Origin of the sequence: Psychrobacter sp. Ps7 (assembly GCF_022129225.1) — a bacterium.
Taxonomy (GTDB): domain Bacteria; phylum Pseudomonadota; class Gammaproteobacteria; order Pseudomonadales; family Moraxellaceae; genus Psychrobacter; species Psychrobacter immobilis_A.
The window spans coordinates 37,019-44,215 of record NZ_JADQAH010000025.1; the positions used below are offsets into that span (position 1 = coordinate 37,019).

Annotated in this window: 2 protein-coding genes; one reads left to right on the plus strand and one right to left on the minus strand. The window is 41.7% G+C overall.

Going from position 1 to position 7,197, the window contains the following annotated elements:
• Positions 1 to 45 precede the first annotated feature (45 nt).
• A complete protein-coding gene (locus I3257_RS09495; RefSeq protein WP_238049582.1) occupies positions 46 to 2,235 on the plus strand; it encodes an ATP-dependent helicase in 2,190 nt (729 codons plus the stop codon).
• A gap of 49 nt (positions 2,236 to 2,284) precedes the next feature.
• Here the strand turns inward: I3257_RS09495 and I3257_RS09500 are convergent, their stop codons facing one another.
• Positions 2,285 to 6,952, minus strand: coding sequence for an AAA domain-containing protein (locus I3257_RS09500; RefSeq protein WP_238049583.1), 4,668 nt, complete (start codon positions 6,950 to 6,952; stop codon positions 2,285 to 2,287).
• Between the last annotated feature and the right edge of the window lie 245 nt (positions 6,953 to 7,197).

The following is a 7,197-nucleotide window of genomic DNA, read 5'->3' on the forward strand; positions in this document are numbered from 1 at the left end:
TATTGATAAAGGCCGCTAAAATAAAACGAAAGGCAAAACCTTATAATGACTACCACGATCTTTGACACGCACCACTACAATTATCCGCAGAACTTCATCGAGATTAAGCCTAAGCTGGCACGACTTGAGCAGGCGATTAAAAAGCTAGAGGCAAATTTAATCGATGCTAATAATGCTGCAAATATTGAGCTGTTAACTGAAAGGCTGAATAGTGAATTAGGATTAAAAGTAGACTATGCCCGTGAACTAAATCCTGACCAGTTATTAGCAGCCACAACTATCGACGGCAAAGTGCTAGTCATTGCTGGTGCAGGCTCTGGCAAGACTAAAACGCTCACGTACCGTACCAGTTATTTATTAGAGAACGGGGTCACGCCCAAAAGTATCTTGCTACTGACTTTTACGCGTAAAGCAGCGAATGAAATCAAAGGTCGCGCCAAAACCTTACTTGCGAATACCTTATTTGATAAACAGTCTGATGAAGACTTGGTAAAGGATAAACTGCCAACCGATAAACGGCTCAACGATATCACCAGTGGTACTTTTCACTCTTTTTGCAATATGCTGCTGCGTCAATATTCAGGTTTATTGGGCATTAATCCACGATTTACGATTTTAGACACGGGCGATAGCGAAGATGCCATCGACTTAATTCACAAAGAAAAAAAGTATCCCGCGCAAAATAAGAGCCAAGCATTCCCGCGCAAAAAGACACTGCAAAATATCATCTCTAGCTCTCGGAATAGACGTCTTCACATCCGTGATTTAATCGAAAGCAGTTATCCTGACATCGCTGTGCATATTCCTATTATCGAGCAATTGGCAGTCGATTTCCATGAGTACAAGCGTGCCAATCATCTCTACGACTTTGACGATATTATCAGTCAGGTCGTGCGCCATTTGAAGACGAATGATACCTTTCGCCAAATGCTACAAAACCAATATCGCTACATTATGGTTGATGAATATCAAGATACCAATATTCCGCAAAAGCAGCTGATAGATTTGATTGGTGCATCTGAGTCGGTATCGCTGATGGTGGTAGGTGATGACAATCAAAGTATTTATGCTTTCCGCGGTGCCAATTACGAAAACATTCTGTTATTCGGTGAGACCTATCCCGATGCCAAGCTCATTAAGCTCGAACAAAACTATCGTAGTACGCCTGCTGTTTTGGATTATATCAATGCCTTATCCGCGCAAATCACGCTAGGCTATCAAAAAAAATTGTACTCTGGCGTATCGATAAGTGGGGATAAGCCAGTGTTTAGCCGCCTAAGCAATGAGACAAAAGAAGCAAAATATATCGCCGATAAAATCATCGAGCTAAAGTCGGATCATGACTACGATGATTTTGCGGTACTGTGCCGCACATCTTTTCAATCTAACTATGTCCAATTAGAGTTTATGGAGCGTCATATTCCATTCATTGTGGTGGGCGGTATCAAGTTCATTGAAAGGCGACATATCAAAGACGTTTTGGCATTCGTTAAAGTCCTCTACAACCCGAATGATACGATTGCTTGGCATCGCATTTTAACCTTATTCCAAGGCGTGGGAACAGTCACCGCTACGCGTTTGACCCAAACCATTAATGCCGATAACAACTCCTTTGAGCCACTACTCACGCCAAATTTTGCTAAAAAAAGCGCACAGCTTGAGCCTTTATATAATATGCTGACTAAGGCAAATCAGGCTGAATCCGTCGAGACGGTTATTGAGCTGATTTTAGAGTTCTATATTCCTGTCCTAAAAACGATTGAGGAAAATTGGCGAGAGCGCAACGAAGATTTTCGTGTGCTCAAAAATTTGGCAATAGAACATAGTAGCCTTGATAACTTCTTAGAAAATTTGGCACTCGATCCGCCTAATGATTCGGTCGCAGCCATGGATAAACCAGATGATGATACAGACAAAGTGACGATTTCGACCATTCACAGTGCGAAGGGGCTGGAGTGGCCAGTGGTGTTTGTCAATTCATTGGTCGATGGTATCACGCCACATCATCGCTCTTTGGATGACTTTGAAGAGCTAGAAGAGGAGCGCAAACTATTCTACGTCGCCTGTAGTCGCGCCAAGAACAGACTTTATCTTACCGCGCCTGATTACTTTGCTAGTTATTCAGGTTACTTTGATAAACCATCGAGATTTATTGCGGAGCTGTCTGCAGATGAAGTAACAGTCGAGACCATTAAAAGGCCTACAAGGGAAAGTGATGAGCCAGTGTGGTGGTAGTGTTTTGAGAACATTACCGCCATACTGGTATTGACTGAATCTTATATATTTAAGCGTCAGTTTCCGTCTCACTATTTATATTGACATCAATGTTAAGGTCAATATCTATCAGTGGCGCATCAACAGTATTGACGATTCTAGATTCAACATACGAGCTGCTATGTGCCCTGTCGGTAGTGATTGGATAAACCTCTAAGCGTTCCAATTCTGCTAATAAATCTTGGACGACTTCACTTTTACGAGTGACAAAAGTAGAGGCAAAGCAGCGCCAGAATTTCCAGCCAGCACGCTCCAAAATACGCTGACGTTGCATATCGCTGTCCCATTTATCAGGTCCATGATATCTATCACCGTCACATTCAATGGCTAGGCTGTTGTCGTTTTCACCTTCGACTACCATATCGATTCGGTAGGCACCTGCTTTAACCTGTGGAACCACTCGATAGCCTCTCTCCACCAGAAGATCAAAGACTTCCGTTTCAAAGGGAGACTCGCATTTTTCACGCAAATCAGAGACTTCTTCTTCGTCTTGCATGAATGGTGCTTGAAAGTGTTTAATAAGCTCCGCTCGATAGTGATCGGCTTGGCTTAGTTCATCCAGTTCAATACTGCGTACCAAATACATTCTATCGCGCGCTCTTGAGGCAGCGACATTCATTCGCTGGGCGAAAGTATCTCTTGTTTGTGCATGGGCAGCTCCGGGTACTACTACCAATGACAAAAACATGATATCGCGCTCTTTACCTTGAAAGGTTCGGGCATCACCGCAAGCAATATCAAAAGCAGTCATTATCGCTTCATCCAATTCTTTATTGAGTATTTCCATAATATTATGTGCTTGCTTGTTGCCTAGCAATGAGACCACACCGATGGTTTTACCTTTGTAAGCTCGGTCAGAGACGAGGGTTTTGATTTCATCGACGATAAATCTGACTTCTGAAGGATTAATATCAGAGCCATTCATACGATAGCCATCGGTGACATAAATATCAATCAATGGAGGATCCAAGCGCTCTGAGGGTTTGGCTTTACGCAAAGGTATCAGCTCATGATTGTAAAACTCACGTTTTGAGAACTCAATAATTGGCGCAACACTACGAAAGTGTTCTTTTAACATCACACTGCTATCTGCAAAAACGACTTTGAATAAATCATATATCGAACGATCAGGCGACATCTGTGAGCGATAGACAGGGACTTGATTGCTCAGATACTGTGCCATCAGATTACGAATTTTTTCGATATCGAGACCAACGCCTTCTGGCGACACTTGCTTATCGTCACCAACGATCAACACTTTCTTGGCTCTCATGATGGCTGGCAACGCCGTTAAATCAGACTGAGACGCTTCATCGATGATAACCAAGTCAAAACTGCCAAATTCTGCTGGCAAGGATTCAGAAATACGATAATGCGGCATAATCCAACACGGGATAGCAGCACTTGCTCCGGCAGAGGCTTCTCGCGCTTCACGGCGATAATAATGCGCGCCTTTGCCTGTTCCTTTACCGATACGCATAATGGCAGAGCGGTATTTTTCTAAAGACGCTCTCACATTTGGCGTTGCATTTTCTGCGACTTTTAGCCAAGCTCTTTTGGTGATCGCTTCTTGATAGAGTCTTGCTAAATTTACTTCTAAATTGCCACGAGTTTTTGCCAGTTGAACCAATTCCTTGCGACCATCGATGCTGTCTATAAAGCTGGTCAATCTACCAATTCGCCAAATTTGTTGCCAGTTATCCGATGCCAAGGTGTCTTGAGAGTTATGACAAGGTTCATAACGCAATTTTTTTGCCCAGAGTGGTGCGCCGTTATCTTCAATGAGTTGGGTAACGTCAGCGACTATCTGTAAGTCTGTTGCAAGGTTATTTACTCGTTGCAGCTCACTCAACAGTTCTTGATAGTCTGTTTGTAACTCATCGTCAGATAAACTCGGGTCACCAATATTTTGAGTGACAAAGGCTGTCATTTTCTCACTAATATCGCCTTTACAGTCGGCGAGGTTATTAAGTAATGTCTCTTTTAACGTGAGACTTTCAGCCAGATTATGTCTCTTTAAATGTTGTTTAAGAACACTTTCAATCTCAGTCAAAATCTCTTTGTCATAAGGTGCTGTAGTAATAACATCCCAATCTATGAATATAGTGCTTAACGCTTGCTTGATACTGTGCTGCAAGTTTTTACTAGCAACGATTTCATCGTATAGATGAACGGCTGAATGTAACGCAGACAGATTATTAGGCGATACCTCAAATATTGGCAGGGACAGCTCATTTGATAGAGCATTCCAGCGAAGGATAAGCGCTTGAGATTTTTTTCTAAACGCTATAAAGCTGGATATATACTGCCAGTCCTCTACGCTTGAAGCTGGTGATGAGATTATCATAATAGATTCAAGGCTTTTCTTTTCTGACGATTTACCGAAAATACCTGCTAAGCCAAAAGGCTTTTTGCCTTCAGATAAGTTTTTAACCGCGTCAACGAGCTCTGAATTTTCATCAAAATCATCAGCCATCGTAATAGGTTTGGTTAAATAAATGGTTCTCTCATCAAAAAGCGCTTTGATTTCATCGTTTAGTATAGTGAGATGAGCGATGATGTCTTGCTTAGTCTCATTAGCTAAATGCTGTTGAATATCCGTCGTCCAGCGCTGCCCAGCCGCTACAATTTTCTGCAGCAGATCAGTTAAACGAGATGTATGAGAAGTGACTTCGTGAGCAATATTTATTGTGCTAGCACTGTCATTGATTAAGCTTGGTAGTTCTCCTTGCTGCTCAGCTGCATGTGACTCATTGAGATAACTCAAATCTTTGTGAAGTTGTTTTATAGAATTGGTAGGTGGCAGGTCTGAAACAGCAGGAATCTTTTTATTAAGATAGTCCAAATCATTGCCGAGCTTGATTCTTGCATTTTTTAGCACTGTGATATCAGTATGAGTAAATCGAGGCTTAAATGTGTCTTCTATACCCAACTCATCGGGAAAGCTTTCTATCAACTGCCTGTTTTGAGCGACCTCAGTCGCGGCATCTATGGGCTTGATAGTCTCGTTATCGATAGTGATATCGTCAAGATTTAACCGTGCCCAAGCCTTGATTTTATGATCAGTGCTGGCTAACTGTGCATGAATAGTATCAATCTGATTGTCAAACATGACGATTTCTTTTTTGTAGGCATCACGATTGATGCTAGATACTTCACTCGAGATTTTTTTGATGGTATGTTCAAACTGCTTTAAACCCTCGTTCTCGCTGGTCAGTAGACTAACGGCGAGCGGGCGAATAGATTCAGGTAATTGTCCTTGCAGCACCTTTAGTGCAGGGTCTTTCATCGATGTGACCAGTACCCGCTTGCCAAGCGCTAAGTAATGACAAATGACATTGGCAATAGTATGGGTTTTGCCTGTACCAGGCGGGCCTTGAACGACCACCCCATCGTGGACATCTAGTTGCTGTATTATGTGTACTTGCTCATCGTTGAATGCTTTGGGGAAATATAGTTCGGCTGGCGTGCCAGTATAGCTGTCACTGCCGCTCACCGTTGATAAACCACGATAAGCAGGAAGTATGGTTTCTTTGTTTTCTGTGGCGGGTTCTGTCAGCATGGCCTTAAGGGCGCTCGGTAAATTGATGTCAGTGACCGTTTCTAACTGCATTGATAGGTTGTTCAAATCTTGCAAAAATATATTATTGCTTCTGGGACGCGCCATAATGACCCAAGTATCAGTGACGATTAGGTTGTACTGCGCTTTAGGTATTTTTCGCTCATCTGCACTAGTATGATTTGGCTGATAAACACCAGAGGAGTCAAGCAAAGTAACGGCTGATTTTAAAATAGGCTCATAGCTACTTGGCAAAAAAGGACTTAAGGACACATCTTCTGAATCATAAAACTCTTTACTATTTTTTAATAACTTAGCCAAACCTTGATTTTCCTCTATAGAAAAAGGTTCAGTTTCAAGCGTAGGAGCAGATAGGGTAGGCTTAATGAGTAACGCCATCGTTTTTTGATCTAAGGTGATTTCAACGGATTGCGTCAATAGGGGATACTTTATCTGCTTGCTGCTTTGCTCATTGTCATCGCTTTTTCGTAGGGCGATACCCACCCCCCATACCAACTCTAGCTGTGCATCGGCGAGATTGCCCTGAAGCTGTTGATTCAGCATAAATAGGCTGGAATACAGAGCAATGCTTTGGCGAACGAGCTTCTCTTTTGCTAGCCAAGGTTGCCAAATATCTTTGAGATACGTATTGAATTCATCTCGTACAGCGTCCCTTGCAGGAAAATCTTTTAAATAAATCTCTGCCTGTAATGGTTCATCTAACTCTAACGATTCATTTTTATGATTATTGTCAACTTCAAATGGAGTAACGACTTCTGTGGAAGACATCAGACCATCATGTATTAATAATTGTACCGATGTTTTTTCTTTTAGTGACGGTGGTTCGCTAAATTTGGCTGGAAATACTAACCAATGTGCTAACAATGAGCTGCTAGGTTTAGGCACTGGATTTTCACGCAATCGCTCTAAACGCAACCAAACATTCTCAGCGCTATCATCTATGATATTTAGGCTGATACCAGGCAGGTTTAATACTTGCTCTTCTGTACAAGTGAAGTCACTGTGCTTCGTAAAGTCTTGAGTAGGTGCTTTTTTCATCAAAGCACACTGTTTGATGAATTCAATCTGAGAGGCCAGTCTTTGTGCGTAAATACTCATTTATTAAATTTTCCCAATCATCAAAAAACCATCGATTAATATCACTGAAATTGTGCTAATTTTATCTTTTAAAATCATTTATTCTGGGCTAAAAGAAAAATAACTTTGAGAAAAAACCAAACTATAGCACAGAAATTAATGTCGATAAGTTGCATCTGTTATTTGCAATACTTATCGTTAGCAGCCTTTATTATTAGGGCGTGTTGAACATTCATAATTTCAGCCAGATATAGGCACAAGCGAGA

Coding starts and splice junctions, on each gene's coding strand:
- I3257_RS09495 (WP_238049582.1), top strand. CDS start 46: ATGACTACCACGATCTTTGACACGCACCACTACAATTATCCGCAGAAC.
- I3257_RS09500 (WP_238049583.1), bottom strand. CDS start 6,952: ATGAGTATTTACGCACAAAGACTGGCCTCTCAGATTGAATTCATCAAA.